Below are 16,516 nucleotides of genomic sequence, written 5' to 3'. Positions count from 1 at the left end.
ATTAATTTGATAGATGTTAATGTAGCGCGTCTTGCGATTGATGTAATTGGGAAAAAATGTCTCCTTCAGAATTATTTACACTGGTAACCGGTTTTATTGTTAACCACAAATTGTGGAGCTCAATAATTCTCATTATATTGGTTATGGCGGTTCGAGAGCCCATTATTAAGGGTGTGCGTAAGCGCTCTAAGAGAAAAGGTGTTGATCGTCGCTCGACGATTAGTACGATTAGAAACTTAACCAATTTCGTCGTCTTTATTTTAATCTTTATTCTTTGGTCAGACGACATTAAAGACTTTGCTTTATCGATTGCGGCTTTTACGGTGGCAATTATTTTAGCTACCAGAGAGTACGTGCAATGTTTACTTGGGTTTGTTTATTTGTCGAGCACACGAGCCTTTTCGGTCGGTGATTGGATCGAGATTGATGGACAGTATGGTGAAGTGGCCAATCGCGACTGGTTAAAAGTGACTTTGTTAGAGGTTGACAATCAAACCTATACCTACACAGGTAAGACGTTGACGATACCGAATAATCGTTTTGTGACTCAGTCCGTTAAGAACTTAAACTACCTTCGACGTTACGCATCGCACACCTTTCATATCACGCTTGAACCCACCAAGAATGTCGTACCATTTAAAGCGTTTTTAGTTGAAAAAGCCGAAGAGTACTGTGCTCCGTTTAATGACGTGGCCACACGATACAGTATGCTAATTGAGAAACGACTGGACGTGAGTATTTCAGGACCCGAGCCCGACATTCAAATCACCACCAATGAGCTGGCTCATATTGTTGTTGCCATAACCATTTTTTGTCCTACCGAGTTAGCGGTTGAAATTGAGCAGAAACTGATAGCGGACTTTATGGCATTGTGGTTTGGTGATGCTGTTTTACCTGTCACGACAGACGTTGAATCTTGCGAGGAACAGCTGTAACTAGCTGTTTTATCAGAGAAATATTTTGAAACGATTTTAGAACAGTGAAGAACAGAAAAATTGTCTACTATGTAATCATAGAATTGAGGTAGTTAGATGTTCATTCGTTGGTCGTTCATCAGTGTTTTCGTCATACTTGGAGCGTTAGAGTTCTCGCAACAGGTATATGCGGAAGGTGTTGAACAGCAAAGTTCAGTTTGCAATTGGACTTTGGATTCTCAAGATATCGATAGTGACTTCGATGGTGATGTCATTCTTCGCGTGTCAACGAATACTCCTTTAAAAGGAGTCGTGTCTAAACCCAACAGCGTTGAGTTCGTTCCTTTTCCATTACCACCCCAAGCTCGATATCATATCCGAGCGCCGCCTTGGCAAGTTTAGTTAGGTCTTAATTTTTTAATTACTTAATTAACTGCATAGGTGGTGTTATGAATACTGCAACTAAACTTGATATTAATCCTTATACCTTGGTTGTTCGCGAGCATGTTGAACAGCCAAACTCGGCCATTCAATCAGACAGCCAAGCGGTCGTTGCTGCGCATGGGTTATCGTTACCCGCTCCGTTGTCTTTGAAAGACAATACAACCTTGGCTCAAGCCGAGCTGATTTTTAAACAAACTCAATCGAATACCGCGTTTGTGGTGAACAACGCGAGTAACGTTGTTGGGCTGATTACCAAGGCGACCATTAGTGGCCGCGATGCAATGTCGATTGCGTCGCAACGCGGTATAAGTCGAGCAGAATTGACCGTTGATTTACTGATGATTCCCGTCGCAAAATTGTATGTTGTTGATCGCGAGGTTCTGACGACTTTAACGATTCAGCAACTGGTCAGTGCAATGTCTTTGCAGTCTTTAGATTATCTATTGGTGAGCGAAGAGGGGCGGCTCGTTGGCTGTATTGACTTTCGTGAAGTGTCGCGTCTAACTGGGCAAAAAGTGACACCTACTCATCGCCCCGACTCTTTGCTTGGCATTGTAGAAAACTTAATGCATCAACGAAGCAGTTAATGCTAAGCGTCTTCAATGGAAGTGAAGACGCTTTAGTTCTTATTGGTAATAGGAAAAAACTTTACGTATTAATGCGCTGCTTTGCTGCAATGGATTGGCTCGAAAGTTCTTTTCCAGTCCTTCTATTTCAGTGAATAAACTAGCAATGGCGTGATCGGTAACGTAGGTATCTAGATCAAGTTGTGCGGGTGGTTTAATGTTGAGTAATCTCCCGTACTGGCTGACTTGGTCGGTTAATCGCTTGTAATCTTGGGTGACACCTACTTGGCTGGTAGCCTGTTGTACTTTGGGCAAAAATGCCGACTTTAATTGCGATGTCGAGTTTTTGCGAAAGAAATCAGTGATGGCAGTGTCTCCTCCTCGCAACAGTGATACCACGTCGGTCAGCGTCATGTTTCGAATGCTGCTCTTAAAGATCGTCAGTGCTTGTGGTACTGCCTTTTCGGCGGCGTTATTCATAGACGTTTCAAAGTCATCGACGTAACGCCCCAACCCAATTTGGCGAGCGCGTGAGGCAAAGTCAGTCAATGACTGAGGCAAAGGCACTCGATAACGACTGCTTGAAAATCCCCCTTGTTTGCCCAAGCCAGCAACGGCTTTTTCGATACCTTGATCGAGGGTCGTGCGTATGGCTTGTGCACTTTCTTGGCTGGTTGGAGCGGTCGATTGAGCTAAGTCCTTTGCGGTGTCTAAATAGGGCTTTAGTTCTTTGCAACCAGGCAGCAATGCCAATAGCATGAAACTGATAAACAGAGTTTTCGAATGGCTCATAATCTACTCTCCTTAGAGCGCTCTTAAGAGCGTTAATACACCTTAACGTTCGCTAGTGGCCAGAGTACTGAAATGGCCAACTAGTGACAAGGCATATATCGCCGTTATAGCTGATTACTTAATTAGATGCATTCCAAGCAAAATGAATAAAACTAAGTTAGCGAACAAAGCGATGATGTAAAAATAGCTGCGAGGACTGGGGTTTTTTTCAGTCGCGATTTTGTAGTACAGCGCCATATGAATCAATCGAGCGATAGCGTATATCCAAACAATCGCCGCCAGAGTGCTCGCATCCATTTTGCTAAAGAGTCCAACAAAGACTGGAATAAGAAACATCACGACATTTTCGTGAGAATTTAGAAACGTTCGGTGGCTTCGAAAGACAAACGACTCATGGCTCAAATTTTTATCGACGATACCCGGAATGTATTTTTTTTGGCGACGATGAGCAATCGACGCGACCAATGCTTGAACTAAAATTGTAAAACCGATAGTCCATAAACCCCAGTAAACCCAAGTGTAATTCTCAAACATAATGTTTCCTTCTATTTTTAATTTTGCCCGCTAGAGTGTACGGTCCATATACTCTACCAGATCTTTTGCCTGAGTGGCTTTAGAGTTTTTTAAGTGAGAGAGTACCGCTTGCTGATCGACCGCTTTGCGGTGCTGGCCAAGCTTTTCTTTGCCTACGATGGCGTCGATAGCGATTTCGAAACCAACGATACCATTGAGCATATTTTTCTGGAATTGCTCTTCTTCTTGAGAAATATTTGATTCGAACTGAGCGTGCATACTTTGAATGATAGACCAAGTTGCCTGCTCATCGAGTGCGCTAAAACGTCCGGTTACATGCAATACCGCATAATTCCAAGTCGGAACCGCTGGTTGAGTATCATATGCATGGGCCGGAATGTAGGCATGTGGACCATGAAAAACAGCGGTTACTGCGGCCTGATGACAGGTTTGCCAAAGTGCATTCACTTTCGCACAATGTCCAATCAATCGTTGCCCTTCGTGATCGAGGTGCAATGGTAAATGATCGACCACTTGATTCGGACCAAAAAGCGTCGCAAACGGGTAGTCCTTTATGAAACGGCGGTGCCTTGATTCAGGCATTCGCCAATGATTAGGTGTTATCATTTATGATGTCCTTAATGGCAATTTTAAGTGAATTAATTTTTCAAATGGTAATGAATGAAGCCCCGATGAATGTTCAGCATAGTTAGTTAAGAGTGCTCATCAGTAGAATGTGAGTTTGCTTACTTTGCTTCTTTAAAGGACTCTACTCGATTTCTGCCCAGATTTTTGGCTTGGTAGAGTGCGTGGTCCGCTTTAGATATCAAACTCTCGAGGTGATCATTGTCGAACTCTGCGACACCCACGCTGATGGACAGTGCCGTTGATAATCCTGCTTCTTCCCAGGTTGCAGCGTGAACTCGAGCTCTCACTCTTTCGGCAAAGACTTGTGCTTGTTCTAATGGTACTTCTGGCAATAAAATAAAAAATTCTTCGCCGCCGACACGACCAAAAATGTCGGAAGAGCGAACTTCTTGGGTGATAAGTTGAGCCAGTTTCTTTAAAACTTTGTCACCAACAACATGACCAAAGTTATCGTTGACTTGTTTAAAGTGATCAATGTCGAGCAGCAGTGCACAAAGAGGGCTCTTATAACGACTGGCTTTTTCTATGGCCTTGGCGGCGAGTTGATAGGTGTGTTGGCGATTGTAAATTTGTGTTAACCCATCAATGGTTGCTTCTTGGTAAAGTTGTTGTTCTCTATTTTTACGAGATGACAAATCACGTTCAATGAATAGAAAGTGCGTTATTTCATTGTCACTGTTGAACAGTGGTACCATTTTTAAGTCAATCCAAAACTCTTGGCCATGCTTACCATAATTGATAATTTCTGAGGTGACCGGTAGACCCTGTGTTAACGCCGCACGAATTTTGTCTCGAGTGGCAGGATCGGTATTTGGACCTTGTAACACTCGAGGGCTTTGCCCAATAATTTCTTGTTTGGAATAGCCGAACAGTTCGACGAAAGCATCGTTCACATAAACTATGGTGTTATTACCCGGATCATCAAAATCAACGGCGGTAATCATGATAACGTCAAGGGCATTATCGGCGGCTTGCTTAAATATTTGGTCTGGTAACTTCATTGATACCCAGGTCTCTCATTGACTAGTCTTGGCTACACACTCGCTCAGTCGCAAAGAAGTGTGTTACTTCTCCCTGATCATTTTCTAGCGGAATAATATTAATCTCTAACCAAATGGGCTCACCGTCTTTTGTGAAATTCAATATTTTCGAATGCAGAGGCTTTTTTTGCTTTAGCGATACGCGGATTTCCATGCGTGTCATTTTATCGGTCTGATTGCCTTGAAACATACGCGGACTATTTCCAACGATTTCAGCGTTACTGTATCCTAATGTCTTGGACACGGCTTGATTGGCGTAAATGATCTTAGAGTCACCTACATCGTCAAAGTTGGCTTCCATGATTAACATTAGGTCTAAAGCTTTATCGAAGGCTTGCAACATCAAATCAGGCAAAGGGGTCACGTCGGTCTCCAGATTCATATCATCTCTATATTGTTACCCGAATCTTTGGTAAGTCAATCGTCAAAGTCGCTCATTGCGAGTGAATTAGCAAATTTTTCTTAGATCGCCTTGTACAACTAAGGACGAGTGTTCGCTTTCCGCAAGAAAAATCGCAGAATTGCGTTATAGTTAAGATTATTACAACGAAATCTTTCAAAAATAGCATTGGATATACGAAAGAATGATTAGGCTTTAAAAGTCTTTCCTGCCCGCTCGGAATGTACTAGGGTATTAATATCCACTTATGAGATTGAGCTCATGAACCGCTCCCGAGTCCTTGCCAGTGCCTACTTATCGACCCTTCTGACCCTCTTGTTGAGCTGGCCAGGTTTATCTCAAGCTGCCGAAGCAAAGCGTCTAGTGCGTGTGGGTGGAGCTCCTATGCCTCCCTTAGTTATTGTTGAACCGTCAGGGGCAGTATCAGGAATTATCCCCCAGCTCATGGAAGAGATGGCGAAAGAGCACAATTGGCAAATTGAATGGGTCATTGACTCTTGGGCCAATCAATTGGAACGGCTAGATGAGGGTGCTATTGATGTTATGAGTGCCATTGGTTATTCAGAAAAGCGTGCTTTCTCTTTTGATTTTTCTTCGCAGAGTGTTTTAAGTGTTTGGGGGCAAGTTTACACGCAACCGTCGTCGAAGATGTCTAACTTCCTACAGGTTGATGGACAAACGATCGGTGTGCTGAACAACGGCATTAGTGGACTAAGATTCATCGAGCTATGCCATCGGTTCGGTGTAAATTGCTTGATTAAACATTACGATTCTTACGATGACATTTTTAAGGCGTTAGAAAGAGCTGACATCAAAGCAGGGGTGGTGAATAGTCACTATGGATTTGTCGTTGAGTCTGAGTTTAATGTTTTACGTTCAGATATTATGTTTAACCCTTTTCCGGTTTTATTTGCCACTCGAAAGGGCAGCAATGGCGATATTTTAGCGCAAATCGACCAGAGTCTAGTAAATTGGAAAGCGACTGAAGGTTCAGTGTATTACACCATCACAGAAAACTGGACTCAGCAAGATCAAGCGGTTTTTCCAGAGTGGTTAAAATTCTCAATTTTTGGACTCAGCCTAGTCGTCTTATTAACCAGTTTGATCATTGTGGTCTTAAGAAGAGAGGTAAAGCGACAAACTCGGCAACTTGAATTAAGCGAAGCCCAATTAAAGCAAATCATTGATATTGTTCCTCATGCCATTTTTGCATCGGATGCGAGTGGCAAAATCGTATTAGCAAATTTGGAATCAACTCGAGTGTTTAATCGCACCTTTCAAGAGTTGAGTACGCTGACTCGTACCGAGATTATGCAGCGACAACCTTATTTAGATGGCTTACTAGGCGATGACGAAAAAATAATGGGTCGTCAGCAACGAGAGTTTGATCAGGAAGTAAAGTTAGAGCTGCCCGACGGACAAGTGGCGATATACCAGCTATCGAAAGTTCCATTTATTCGAAAGCGCAGTAACACGCCTGCAGTGGTAAGTGTGGCGGTTGATATCACCGAACAAAAATTTACGGCTGAACAAATGGAGCACATGGCAAAACATGATGACTTGACCAACCTTCCTAATCGTGCATTTTTAATGGACCGCCTTGAACAATCACTACTATTGTCCAAGCGACATAAACGTTTTGGTGCCGTTATTTTTGTCGATCTCGATCTTTTTAAAAATATAAATGACACGCTTGGTCATTCAATTGGTGATGCGCTTTTACAAGCAACCTCAAAGCGATTGAAAACTCACTGTAGAGAGTCAGATACGGTCTCAAGGTTTGGTGGTGATGAGTTTGTGATTCTTTTACCCGAAATTGGAAATACCTATGAGTTAGCAAAAATGAATGCGAAGAGTATTAGTGAAAAAATTCGCGAAGAAGTGGTGAAAGAGATAACTATTGGTGGTCATGAAATTTCTACTTCGATCAGTCAGGGATTGGTATTCTTTCCATTTGATGCTGAAAATACGGAGCAGATTATCAAGCGCGCTGATTTAGCCATGTATCATGCGAAATTATTGGGAAGAAATAAAATTGTGACTTTTCATCCTTCAATGGAGCAGCGAATCAATCGAAAAGAGCGTTTAAAGAGCGAGCTCAAACAAGCGCTTAAGAACAATCAATTGTCGGTGGTGTATCAACCACAATACAGCATGAAAACCAATCGTTTTGAAGGTGCAGAAGCATTACTACGCTGGAGCCATCCGGTTGAGGATTCAATCACACCCATGGAATTTATTCCCTTGGCTGAAGAAACCGATACCATTATAGCGCTTGGTGAATATGTGATTCGCGAAGCGTGCAAGCAACTTGATCGTTGGCGTACAATGATTCAAAGCCAATTTTACATCACCGTTAATTTATCAGCCCGACAGATTGCTTACGAACAGCTTATACCCTTTATTGATGGCGTGCTTTCAGATACTGCATTTGATTACAGTCAACTCGAGTTAGAGGTGACTGAAAGTCTATTAATGGTCGATATGGAACGTGCGGTAAAAGTATTAAAAAGACTTAAGGACAAAGGCATTCGAATATCATTAGATGACTTTGGTACGGGCTACTCGTCGCTCTCATACTTGAAAAAGTTACCGTTAGATAAGTTGAAGATCGATAAGTCATTCGTTAATGATATTCCGGGCGACCATGATAGTGAAACCATTGCTCGTACCATCATTAGCATGGCATCGGAGTTAGGGTTAGAAGTTGTTGCCGAAGGCGTTGAAACCAAAGAGCAAGTTGATTTCTTTTGTCGACAAGGTTGCTTTCTATTTCAAGGCTATTACTTCTCGGAGCCTTGTGACTCAGCGGAATTAAATCGCCGTTTCTTTAGTGTGATCAAAAAGACACAACCTAGGGGATAACTTTAGGTATCTTAGCCTCTGACATTTCAAATAAAGGTCTATTTCGATATACTCACGTGAACCTTAAATTGTGAGAATCCAACATGGAACCTTCTTTTCCTGAACGAATCATTTGCATGACAGAAGAGACCACAGAAGCCCTATACCTTATGAATGAGCAGCATAGAATCGTGGGCATTTCAGGTTACACGGTTCGTCCGAGTATTGCTCGAAAAGAAAAGCCTAAAATATCAGCATTTACCAGCGCTAAGATTGATAAAATTCTTGCGCTAGAACCTCAGTTGGTACTTGGATTTTCTGATATGCAGGCTGATATCGCGGCAGAGTTAATTCGAAATGGCGTTGAAGTACATATTTTTAATCAACGGACTATACCAGAAATATTTCAAATGTTTTTAACCCTCGGTAGCTTGATTGGCCAACCAGAAAAAGCCCAAGCATTGATAAAAAAGTTGAGTGAAAATGTAGAACAAGTAAAGGCGTCAGCGAAGTTATTGCCGCGTCGTCCTAAAGTTTATTTTGAAGAATGGTATGAACCACTTATTTGCGGAATTGGTTGGGTGTCAGAATTAATTCAATTAGCTGGTGGTGATGACATTTTTCAAGAGCAAGCAAAAAATGGTTTAGGCAAAGATAGAATTATTGCTGATCCAAACGAAGTGATAGATAGAAATCCCGATATAATTATTGGATCTTGGTGTGGTCGAAAATTTAAAGAAGAAAAGGTAGTTTCGAGAGATGGGTGGCAAGACATCAACGCCGTTAGATCTGGAGAACTCCATGAGATTAAGTCTGCCGATATTTTACAACCTGGTCCAGCATGTTTAACCGATGGTTTAGCACAGTTGCATCAAATAATAAAAAACTGGTCAGTCGCAGGTTAAACTTGTTAATAATTTTGTTTCTGTCGACGATTGGTGATGGGCAGTTATAGCGATACTCGAGCAAAAGCAGCTTTGAGCGAAATTGTAACCGTTAGCTGCTTAATTGACCTTCGACAAAATCTTTAAAGCCTTGGCTCAATTTTCGAGCTTCACTGCTTTTGCAGAGAGATTCTCCTGCTTCTGTGTTATTACAAGTGATCTCTAAGATAATTTGAGTTTCTGTTTTGCCGGGAAGTCGAGAGAAAGATAACCCAACTTCACTGTCTTGCTTTGGTGCAGAAGTTAAGATAATAGTATCGGTGACAATCTCTAGGCGACCACTGGCGTTGCGCTGCGCATAAACTTGAGCAAGTTTCCACATATCATTACATTGCTGATTGCTGGTGCAGGTAACAATCATTAAATTAGCGTCAGCACTTCCGTTGTTCCCTTTATTTTGATATTTGAGTGCCATGCGTTGAGCGTGCAGTTCTTTAAATCGAATTAAGTCTTTCTCAAAGTCTTGCTTCACTTTCTCGCGTTCTGTTTCTATAAGCGTTCGAGTGCGATCGCGATCGACGATTTGCTTTTGAACACCATCAATGCTGTCTTTTAAAATTTTTGGAACGGGTTTACCCATGCGTTCAAAGTTAGCAGCACGACGCTGATAATCTTCAAGCTGGTTTTTCAGGAGAGCTTGCTCGCCGTTATTGATCTCTAAACGTTGATCAACGCCGAGTAGTGCCGCGTCTCGAGCTCGCTGAATGTCTTCGGCGGAAGAAAATAAACGTAATAATTCTGCGTCACGGCGAAGTTGGCGTTGACGCTCTTTTTCTTTACGCTTTTCTTCGATGATGCGCTGTTTGTCTTGCTCTAGCTCGGCCAGTGTTTTGCCAGGCGGTACACGCTGAACAAGTTGACCTTGCTCGTTGATGACGTCGTAACCGACAGCGATCGCTTCTGGAGTAAGCTGGTCCACCAAGATAACTTGGCCTTCGTCATTCTTGTATCGATAGTAACTTTTTGCAGACACCGACAAACTGAAGGTCACTAGCAGCACGGTGAGCAGCGCCAGTGGCTTGTTGAATGTTTTTGCCGTTACTATCATAAATTCGCCCGAGTTGGTTTACGCTTGAATACCGTATTGAGCACGATATTGAGCTATTTTCTCATTGTAAACAGAGAGTTGATCGTCATTTTTAATAAAATTTGATAAATCAGTCAAATTCGCTATCGCAAATACTGGGATGTTGTAATCGGCTTGGACTTGTTGAATGGCCGATAATTCCCCTGAGCCTCGTTCTTGTCGGTCAAGTGCTACCAGTACGCCAGCGGGTTCTGCGCCTTGTTGTTGGATTAAATCTATAGATTCACGAATCGCGGTTCCCGCGGTAATCACATCGTCAACAATCATGACCTTTCCTTGTAAAGGCGCACCAACAATGTTCCCACCTTCACCATGGGCTTTAGCTTCTTTGCGGTTATAGGCAACAGGAACATCTTTGTTGAATTGCGTAAACAAAGACGTAGCGGTCGCTGTTGCTAGAGGTATTCCTTTGTAGGCAGGGCCAAACAACATATCGAAATCGGCATTATTCTCGACCAATGTCGCGGCGTAGCATTCACCTAAGCGATGCAAATCACCACCACTTGCAAACAAACCCGCGTTAAAAAAATAAGGGCTGGTGCGGCCAGATTTTAGGGTGAATGCACCAAATTTCAGTGCTTGACGCTCTATGGCAAGCGATAAGAAGGCGTTTTTTGTAGCCGAGCTCATGTTAATTTCTTTCTTTAAATCAAGTAGATGAGCGAATTATAGCGGTTTTCGATGTAACTTGCAGTGCTGCGGCAGCAAAAAGGCTTAGCCTTTTTGCTCTAGGTAAGCCGTTATTCTTACAAAGTCACTCGGTGGCAAGGTTTCTGCTCGGGCTTTTGGATCGATCCCTAAATGCTCAAAATCTTCGGCGCTTAAATAGGCTTTTAAGCTATTTCTAAGGGTTTTGCGACGTAGACTGAACGCACTGGTCACCACTTTATTCATGAGTGAGACATCAATATTTGCACGCTCCTCAGCGGGACGAGGCGTTAGACGAACGATAGCTGAATCAACTTTAGGTGGCGGGTTAAAAGCACCTGGCTTGACGATAAACATAAGCTCGGCCTTAGCATAGTATTGCGCCATAATGCTTAGCCGACCATAGTCCTTACCGCCTGGAACTGCAACGAGTCGCTCGACGACTTCTTTTTGTAACATAAAGTGCATATCTTTGATTTGGTCAATGGACTCAAACAAGTGGAACATTAGCGGAGTGGATATATTGTAAGGCAAGTTGCCAATGACGCGGAGATTGTGAGTACCTTGACTTAATCCAGCAAAATCGACGGTCAACGCATCCGCTTCGATCACTTCGAGCTCTCCATCGCCTAAGCAAAACATCTTTAACTTGGGAATCACATCTCTGTCTAATTCAATAACTTTGAGGCTGCCGATTTGAGACAAGATTGGCTGCGTTAATGCTCCTGGCCCTGGGCCAATTTCGACCATATTGTCGCCGGGCTGTGGCTGTATCGTCGCAACGATACGGCCGATCACGGTAGGGTCGTGAAGAAAGTTTTGCCCAAATCGTTTGCGTGCTTGGTGATGAATTGGTTTCATTTTGCTGCCTTGTGATGGTGGCCTGTGGCGCTGTGCGCCGCAAATTGCAATGCATAACTCATGCTCGACTCCGAGGCGATCAATTGGTCTGCAATATTGAGTGCGGTACCATGATCAACGGATGTTCTCACATAAGGTAACCCAAGAGTGACGTTCGCACATTGCCCAAAGCTCGCGAATTTTATGACGGGTAAACCTTGATCGTGATACATGGCTAAATACAAGTCGGTGGTTGCTAGCATTTCTTTAGAGTAAGCGGTGTCGGCAGGGTAAGGGCCCGTTGCCGTTGGCAAAATTTGTTGAAATTGTTGAATACAAGGCGCGATGATGGCGTCGTCTTCATGACCTAAATGACCTTGCTCACCAGCGTGGGGATTGAGTCCTAACACGCGAATTCGTGGTTGCTCAATGCCAAGCGCCTGCAATCCTTGATGACACACTGAAAGTACCCTGTTAATCCGTTGTGGTGTAATCGCAGATGGGACGTCTCTTAAAGGTAAGTGAGTCGTTACTAATGCCATTCGCATCTGTTCCGAAGCCAACATCATCACCACTTGCTCAACGCCAGCCGCTGCCGCAAAGTATTCGGTGTGTCCGCTAAACGTTTGTGCTCCTTGATTTAAAATACCTTTGTGCACCGGAGCCGTGACAATGGCATCAACCTTCTTAGTCATAGCGAGTTGATGCGCCTGATCGAGCAATTGCAATACGTAGCTGGAATTGTCCGCGTCAAGTTGCCCTAACCGTGGAGTTTTGACGACTGGATGATGTAGAACAAACACCGTTGTTCCATCATTGGGTTCGGCTTGACTTATGTCTTGAATGACTTTGACATTAAGAGACAAATTCAGTTTTTTAATTAATGAGTCGAGCCAGTTAGCGTCACCAAGTACCGCGACTCTCGCCGCGGTGCCATTGGATAAGGCTTTAAGGGTAACTTCAGGCCCAATGCCCGCAGGCTCACCGGAGGTGATTGCGATGGCTGGAAGTTGTTCGGGCATTAGACTCTCTTATTTAGCCTTATTTTCAATTAACACTTCTACATAAGATTCTTCGCGAAGTTCTCTAAGCCAACTCTCGACTTCTTCGTCGAATTTACGTGACTGCAACATTCTGGCTGCTTGTTCGCGCTTGAACTCTTGAGTTTGGTCGGCATCACGACGCCCAAGCACTTCGACAATGTGCCAGCCAAATTGAGTTTTAAATGGCTTACTAAGCTGTTCTATTGGCAGAGTTTCTACGGCATTTTTGAAGGGTCCAACAAATTTATCTGGTGTGCTCCAGCCGAGTTCGCCACCGTCACGAGCGGTGCCTTTGTCATCGGAGAATTCTTTCGCCAGTTCTTCAAAAGACTCGCCATTGAGTATGCGCTTATGCAGCTCGTTTATGAGTTTTTCTGAGGCACTGTCGTCGCGGATGGTGTTTGGCATCAGGAGTATATGACGAGCATTAACTTGTTTGACGATGTGTTGAAGATCGCCTTTTTTATCCAGTAATTTGATAATGTGGAATCCGCTACCGCTGCGTAATGGGCTGCTGACTTCGCCGACTTTCATATTTTTGGCTGGGCCAGCGAATAAGGTCGGTAGTTGATTGCCGGCTCGCCATCCAAAGTCACCGCCTTGAAGTGCTTCTTGTCCTTTTGAATGATTGATTGCCAACACAGCAAAGTTCGCACCACCACGCAGTTGCTCGACTAGCTGTTGGGCTTTTTCTCGCGCTTGCTGAATGGCTGTTTGATCAGACACATCAGATACCGGAATCAAAATATGACCTAAATGGTATTGTACGTTTTGCGCACCTTCGTTATCGATCAAACGGATAAGGTTGTCGATCTCGCGTTCGCTGATACTAATTCTTCGAGCGACTTGTGCGCGCCGCACCCGTGCGACCATGATTTCGTCGCGTAAATCTTCTCGAAATAATTCCCAGTTGATCCCATCTTCAGTAATCGATTGCCGCAGTTGCTCGAGTGTTTTTCCATTATTTTTGGCAATGTCGAGAATGGTCGCATTTAACTCTTGTTCACTGATGCGCACGCCTGCTCGTTGTGCCATTTGTAGTTGCAGTGAATTGACTATCATACGTTCAAGTACTTGTTCTTGAAGAACATTCATTTCAGGAACAGGTTGATTGCGCTCTTTTAATTGGCGAACAATCGAAGCCATCTGTCGCTTCAGCTCACTCTCTAAGATGATGTCTTGCTCTACAATCGCAATGGTCTGATCGAGCGGCTGGGCGGCTGAGAGTGTTGACGACATTGTTGTTGCCAAAAGTAAAACGGATATCAATAATTTCATACAACTTCCAAATTTAATTCGAATGTTCGGTTCTTATTGCCGATACATGTTAATTTGCGCTTTAGTAATTCCACTGGGCTTTGTTCAATACGTCAGGGAAACTTTTTTGGCTCCCTCCGCCTAATCCGCGCAAAACAAATTCAAAGCGAATATCAGTGTTAAACCGACCGTCTGAGTCGGGGATTATAACGCCATTTTGGTCTAATCGTGTATTCAAATAACGACGTGAAACAACACGTAATGACCAACAACATGACTGATATTCAAGTCCAAGCATCGTTTCTAAACTCTCGCGGCTAAGTAAGTCGTATTGCCAGCGGGCGATCATTTGCCATTGATGACTCAATGGTAGAGCCAAGCCGATTTCGCTTTGCTCTCTAAAGCCTGCTGCTGCATCAACAAAACGATGATTAACATTGACCACAAAATTGTCAGAGGGTTCATAAACTAGGCTTAAACGGCCGTGTTCAGTCTCTTTACGTTCAGGATCATAGGCGATATCGCCAGTCAAAGACAGCCCTGAGATGGGTTGCCAGCGAACCTGCGACAAAATACTCGAGTGTTTCACCGTTTGATCAATGCTAGTTTGCCAATAATCATCAGGGGTATCTTGATAAAACGCCTGACCAACGGCCATGCTGATTAATTCACGTCCAGATGTGTCTAACCAACGACTGGTGACGCCCAGAGATACCTGATCGACAGAGTTGATTCGGTCATAGCCCGAAAAACGGTTGTCTCTGAACAATTGCTGGTAGGTATACTGGGGCAAGTAGGTGTCGTACAAACCCACTTGCTCAAGATCATTGTCTTGGTTGTGCAAGACAAAAAGTCTTGGCTCAAGTATTTGAGTGCCGCCACTCCATTGACGTTCAAACCTTAATCCACCGTCAATCATCCATTGCGCAACGGTTTCGTTGAGCGGCGGAACAGCCGCGTCGGCAAACTGATACTCTAAAAAGTTGACCTTAGCTTTCGGTTCTAAATAACCCCAAGGTGCTTCAAAGCGGTACCCGAAGCTACCTTGAGTAAAGAACCGCTCTGTTTCTGGCAATTGAGAAGCGGCGGTAATGGGATTTGAGTCTGGCTCGAATTGGCTGTATTGAGAGGTTATGTGCCATTGCCACCCTTCTGCTAAATTCGGATTGCGCCATGATAATTGCAGTTGCGGCAATAATCTCATGGGTTTGTCGCTGAGTGCGAGTGGTTGATATTGTAACCAGCGCACTGATGTAGAAAAGTTTGGTGTAAAGTAGCCCAGTTCAGCGGTTCGAGTGAGCTGGTCTCGATTGGTCTGTCCGATGCCACTGCCAAGGTCAGTCAGGTAATTGACATCGCTCACACCCGTGGCATCAATCTGTGCTCGCCAACCGTTATTCCAGTCAGTGCGATGACGTAACTGGTATAGCCAACGGTCGCTGCTTTCTAGGTTGCTTACTTTTTGATCATTTAAATACTCCAGTTCAACTTCTCCACTGGAGTCTTCAGTTAAGTAACGAAACTCTGAGCCAAGTAACGAACCTCGTTCAACCATGTAGCGAGGCGTTAGAGTTAAGTCGTAATTAGACGCTAGATTAAAATAAATTGGGACTCGAACATCGAAGCCATTACGTTCGCTATCACTGAAAGAAGGCGGCAGCACACCGCTATGACGACGGTCATCGACAGGAAATTTCAGCCAAGGCAAATATAAAATAGGCACATTGGCAACTTTTAAAGTGACATCATCGGCCTCACCCCAGCCTTCCTCTTGATTGATTGAGAGTTTATCGGCATAGAGTCGCCAGCTATCGTCTCCGGCAGGACAGGTAGAAAAAGATAAGGCGTCTAATTCGACGTTTTGTTGCTCGTCGACCGATATAGTATTGGCATCACCATTGGCGCCGTTAATTTTTAATCGAAACTGACTCTCGCTTAAATTGGCGGTGCCTGTTTCGGCATTACCTGAAACTTCTTTGGCTGCAAATTGCCCAGTTGCCGTCTCTATGACGACACGGTCACCGGCATGAAAGTCCTTTGAGTCATTGAAAAACGTTAGCTGCCCAGCCGCGAGGGTAAGTTGTGGGCTGATTAATTGCACATTCCCCGTTAATTCTTGCTTTGCGGGTTGTTCAGTATTTGGACTGCCAGAACCCTGGTCAGCGGTCAGTTCTATTGTTTTAGCTCGGTTTTGATGTTTTTCATATTCATTTTGTAGTGAAGCAATAAAATCGGGATTGGCTAAACAGCTAGTAGGAATCAACAATTCGCGCTTTAACCAAGATATTTGGGCATCGCGCGATTCGCTTTCTTTTTGCGCTTTGGCGTCGCTATGTTTATTATCCGAGGTCTTTTTAATCGCGTCTTCAGTATCGCTGGCGTGAAGGCTAACCGTTAAACTGGCAAGCGATAAAGACACGAGCAAAGCGATTGGATTAATTTTTTTACCTCGACCAGAGTTGTTAGGTGAAGATATTTGTTGGGTTAAGTCATTCAAAATGAAAGTTCGTCTTTTCTCAATGTGCTTCGGTTTCGC

Annotated in this window: 16 protein-coding genes; 5 read left to right on the top strand and 11 right to left on the bottom strand. The window is 43.7% G+C overall.

Annotated features, from left to right (window positions below; translation table 11 throughout):
- Window positions 1-56: 56 nt before the first annotated feature.
- The 3 genes from Q9312_RS10895 (at window position 57) to Q9312_RS10885 (ending at window position 1,945) form a co-directional block, all read left to right on the top strand.
- Window positions 57-935 carry a mechanosensitive ion channel family protein gene (locus Q9312_RS10895; protein ID WP_309200874.1) on the top strand — a complete coding sequence of 293 codons (879 nt, stop codon included), beginning with the start codon at window positions 57-59 and terminating at the stop codon, window positions 933-935.
- A gap of 96 nt (window positions 936-1,031) precedes the next feature.
- Window positions 1,032-1,316, top strand: coding sequence for a hypothetical protein (locus tag Q9312_RS10890; protein WP_309200873.1), 285 nt, complete (start codon window positions 1,032-1,034; stop codon window positions 1,314-1,316).
- A gap of 47 nt (window positions 1,317-1,363) precedes the next feature.
- Window positions 1,364-1,945 carry a CBS domain-containing protein gene (locus Q9312_RS10885; RefSeq protein ID WP_309200872.1) on the top strand — a complete coding sequence of 194 codons (582 nt, stop codon included), beginning with the start codon at window positions 1,364-1,366 and terminating at the stop codon, window positions 1,943-1,945.
- A gap of 39 nt (window positions 1,946-1,984) precedes the next feature.
- Here Q9312_RS10885 and Q9312_RS10880 read toward each other — a convergent pair whose 3' ends face one another.
- From Q9312_RS10880 to Q9312_RS10860, 5 genes are all read right to left on the bottom strand, one after another.
- Window positions 1,985-2,716: a DUF4197 domain-containing protein gene (locus tag Q9312_RS10880; protein ID WP_309200871.1), complete on the bottom strand. Its 732-nt coding sequence runs from the start codon at window positions 2,714-2,716 to the stop codon at window positions 1,985-1,987.
- Between the two features lie 114 nt (window positions 2,717-2,830).
- On the bottom strand, window positions 2,831-3,250 hold the full coding sequence (locus Q9312_RS10875) for an MAPEG family protein (protein ID WP_309200870.1): 420 nt from the start codon (window positions 3,248-3,250) through the stop codon (window positions 2,831-2,833).
- Window positions 3,251-3,280: 30 nt separating this feature from the next.
- Window positions 3,281-3,856: an FMN-binding negative transcriptional regulator gene (locus Q9312_RS10870; protein WP_309200869.1), complete on the bottom strand. Its 576-nt coding sequence runs from the start codon at window positions 3,854-3,856 to the stop codon at window positions 3,281-3,283.
- A 119-nt stretch (window positions 3,857-3,975) separates the two neighbouring features.
- Window positions 3,976-4,878 carry a sensor domain-containing diguanylate cyclase gene (locus Q9312_RS10865; protein ID WP_309200868.1) on the bottom strand — a complete coding sequence of 301 codons (903 nt, stop codon included), beginning with the start codon at window positions 4,876-4,878 and terminating at the stop codon, window positions 3,976-3,978.
- Between the two features lie 22 nt (window positions 4,879-4,900).
- Window positions 4,901-5,299, bottom strand: a complete 399-nt coding sequence (locus tag Q9312_RS10860) for a PAS domain-containing protein (protein ID WP_309200867.1) — start codon at window positions 5,297-5,299, stop codon at window positions 4,901-4,903.
- 279 nt (window positions 5,300-5,578) lie between these two features.
- Between Q9312_RS10860 and Q9312_RS10855 the strand changes: the two genes are divergently transcribed.
- Both Q9312_RS10855 and Q9312_RS10850 read left to right on the top strand, forming a co-directional pair.
- Window positions 5,579-8,182: an EAL domain-containing protein gene (locus Q9312_RS10855; RefSeq protein WP_309200866.1), complete on the top strand. Its 2,604-nt coding sequence runs from the start codon at window positions 5,579-5,581 to the stop codon at window positions 8,180-8,182.
- Between the two features lie 83 nt (window positions 8,183-8,265).
- Window positions 8,266-9,066, top strand: a complete 801-nt coding sequence (locus tag Q9312_RS10850) for an ABC transporter substrate-binding protein (RefSeq protein ID WP_309200865.1) — start codon at window positions 8,266-8,268, stop codon at window positions 9,064-9,066.
- A 91-nt stretch (window positions 9,067-9,157) separates the two neighbouring features.
- On the opposite strand, the gene Q9312_RS10845 is transcribed toward Q9312_RS10850, so the two are convergent.
- From Q9312_RS10845 to Q9312_RS10820, 6 genes are all read right to left on the bottom strand, one after another.
- The gene (locus Q9312_RS10845) at window positions 9,158-10,153 is read right to left on the bottom strand and encodes a hypothetical protein (RefSeq protein WP_309200864.1); all 996 of its coding nucleotides are present in this window, start codon (window positions 10,151-10,153) and stop codon (window positions 9,158-9,160) included.
- Window positions 10,154-10,171: 18 nt separating this feature from the next.
- On the bottom strand, window positions 10,172-10,822 hold the full coding sequence (gene pyrE, locus Q9312_RS10840) for an orotate phosphoribosyltransferase (RefSeq protein ID WP_309200863.1): 651 nt from the start codon (window positions 10,820-10,822) through the stop codon (window positions 10,172-10,174).
- An 84-nt stretch (window positions 10,823-10,906) separates the two neighbouring features.
- On the bottom strand, window positions 10,907-11,701 hold the full coding sequence (rsmA, locus tag Q9312_RS10835; protein WP_309200862.1) for a 16S rRNA (adenine(1518)-N(6)/adenine(1519)-N(6))-dimethyltransferase RsmA: 795 nt from the start codon (window positions 11,699-11,701) through the stop codon (window positions 10,907-10,909).
- Complete coding sequence (gene pdxA, locus Q9312_RS10830) at window positions 11,698-12,702, bottom strand: 4-hydroxythreonine-4-phosphate dehydrogenase PdxA (RefSeq protein ID WP_309200861.1); 1,005 nt, start codon at window positions 12,700-12,702, stop codon at window positions 11,698-11,700. Before pdxA ends, rsmA begins: the two co-directional genes overlap by 4 nt.
- Before the next feature lie 9 nt (window positions 12,703-12,711).
- Window positions 12,712-14,001, bottom strand: coding sequence for a peptidylprolyl isomerase (locus Q9312_RS10825; protein ID WP_494338280.1), 1,290 nt, complete (start codon window positions 13,999-14,001; stop codon window positions 12,712-12,714).
- A gap of 61 nt (window positions 14,002-14,062) precedes the next feature.
- Entirely contained in the window at window positions 14,063-16,477 is a 2,415-nt protein-coding gene (locus tag Q9312_RS10820) for an LPS-assembly protein LptD (RefSeq protein ID WP_309200860.1), read from the bottom strand.
- Between the last annotated feature and the right edge of the window lie 39 nt (window positions 16,478-16,516).

Source organism: Pleionea litopenaei (assembly GCF_031198435.1).
Lineage (GTDB): Bacteria > Pseudomonadota > Gammaproteobacteria > Enterobacterales > Kangiellaceae > Pleionea > Pleionea litopenaei.
The sequence above is the reverse complement of the archived record's forward strand: the minus strand, read 5'-3'. Positions and strand labels throughout refer to the sequence as shown.